Here is a 1,991-nt window from a genome sequence, read left to right as displayed (position 1 = left end):
CGCGCGGCGGCGACGAAGGCGCCCGCGGGCAGCCGGGCCTCGAGGAGCACGGGCGCGACGCCGTCCCCGGCGGAGCCGAGCGCCCGCGCGGCCGCCAGGGACAGGTCGATGACGCGGCCCGCGACGAACGGCCCGCGGTCGTTCACGCGCACCCGGATGCGCCGGCCGCTGCCCCGGTGGGTGACGGTCACGGTGGTGCCGAGCGGGAGCGTCTTGTGCGCGGCGGTCATGGCGTACATGTTGTAGCGCTCGCCGTTGGCGGTGCGGCGGCCGTGGAAGTCCGCGCCGTACCAGGAGGCGAGGCCCGCCTCGCTCCAGTTGGGCTGCCCCCCGCCGCGCGGCGCGCCCGCGCATCCGCAGGCGAGCGCGAGCATCGAAGACAACAGGGCGACGCCGCCGAGACGGCGCATTTGCATTTTCGGCATGCCGTCCTATTATAGCCGGCAATCCGCGCGCGGCGGCAGGCCGCGGCGCGGAGAGGAGGGACGGTGACGCTCGAGCTCGGCGAGAAGTGCGGGGTCTGCGGGGTCTACGGGCACCCGGAGGCCTCGAACCTGACGTACCTGGGCCTGCACGCGCTGCAGCACCGCGGGCAGGAGAGTTCCGGGATCGTGTCCTCGGACCGCCGCGACCTCTACTCGCACCGGGCGATGGGCCTGGTCGCGGACATCTTCAACCGCGAGGTGCTCAAGCGCCTCCCCGGCGACCTCGCCATCGGCCACAACCGCTACTCCACGGCCGGCTCCAGCGAGATCAAGAACGCCCAGCCGTTCGTCGTCGAGAGCGGCTTCGGGTCGCTCGCCGTCGCGCACAACGGCAACCTGGTCAACGCGCTCGACCTGCGCGCCGAGCTCGAGCGCGACGGGGCCATCTTCCAGTCGACGATGGACACCGAGGTCATCGTCCACCTCATGGCGCGCGCCGAGCAGACCGAGCTGGCCGAGCGCCTCGTGGCGGCGCTGCGCCGCGTCAAGGGCTCGTACTCCCTGCTGATCATGGGCGAGGACCAGCTCCTCGCCGTGCGCGACCCGAACGGCTTCCGCCCGCTCGTGCTCGGGCGGCTGAAGGACGCCGTCGTCGTCGCCTCCGAGACCTGCGCGCTGGACCTGATCGGCGCGGCCTTCGAGCGCGAGGTCGAGCCGGGGGAGCTGATCGTCGCCGACCGCGACGGGATGCGCAGCTTCCGGCCCTTCCCGCCGGCGGCGCACGCGCACTGCGTCTTCGAGCTGATCTACTTCTCGCGCCCCGACAGTCTCGTCTTCGGCCGCACCGTCCACGACGTGCGCAAGCGCCTGGGCCGGCGGCTCGCGGAGGAGACGCCGGTCGTCGCCGACGTCGTCGTGCCCGTCCCGGACTCCGGCGTCCCGGCCGCCCTCGGCTTCGCGGAGGCGGCGGGGATCCCGTTCGACCTCGGGCTGATCCGCAACCACTACGTCGGCCGGACGTTCATCGAGCCGAGCCAGTCCATCCGCCACTTCGGCGTCAAGCTCAAGCTCAATCCCGTGCGCTCGGTGGTCGAGGGCAAGCGGGTCGTCGTGGTCGACGATTCGATCGTCCGCGGCACCACCAGCCGCAAGATCGTCAAGATGCTGCGCGCCGCGGGCGCCGCGGAGGTGCACATGCGCATTTCCAGCCCGCCGACGACGCACCCGTGCTACTACGGCATCGACACGCCGACGCGCCAGGAGCTGGTCGCGGCCACGCACGACCTCGAGCAGATCCGCACCTACCTCACCGCCGACTCGGTCGCCTACCTCAGCCTCGGGGGGCTGCGCGCCGTCGTCCTGCCCGGCGAGGAGACCTTCTGCTACGCGTGCTTCTGCGGCGACTACCCGGTGAGCTTCCCCTACGAGGAGGTCGGCCAGATGCGGCTCTTCGACGGGCGGAGCGCGTCACGGGTCTACAGCGTCACCTGATGGGCGCGGGGCGCCGTCCGGCCGGCGGGGGCGCGCGGTGAGCGAGCAGCGGCGCCGCGGCGGGCTGCGGCGACT

Annotated in this window: 2 protein-coding genes; one reads left to right on the top strand and one right to left on the bottom strand. The window is 72.9% G+C overall.

Translation table 11 applies throughout. From position 1 onward, the window contains the following. Positions 1-374: septal ring lytic transglycosylase RlpA family protein (locus VI078_17745; protein HEY6001132.1), on the bottom strand; the 374-nt coding region annotated here is incomplete at its 3' end. Positions 375-488: 114 nt separating this feature from the next. On the opposite strand from VI078_17745, the gene purF reads away from it, so the two are divergent. Further along, positions 489-1,916 carry an amidophosphoribosyltransferase gene (gene purF, locus VI078_17740; protein ID HEY6001131.1) on the top strand — a complete coding sequence of 476 codons (1,428 nt, stop codon included), beginning with the start codon at positions 489-491 and terminating at the stop codon, positions 1,914-1,916. Positions 1,917-1,991: the final 75 nt, after the last annotated feature.

The organism is bacterium (assembly GCA_036524115.1).
Taxonomy (GTDB): Bacteria; JAUVQV01; JAUVQV01; order JAUVQV01; family DATDCY01; genus DATDCY01.
This window is presented reverse-complemented; position numbering and strand designations above follow the sequence as displayed.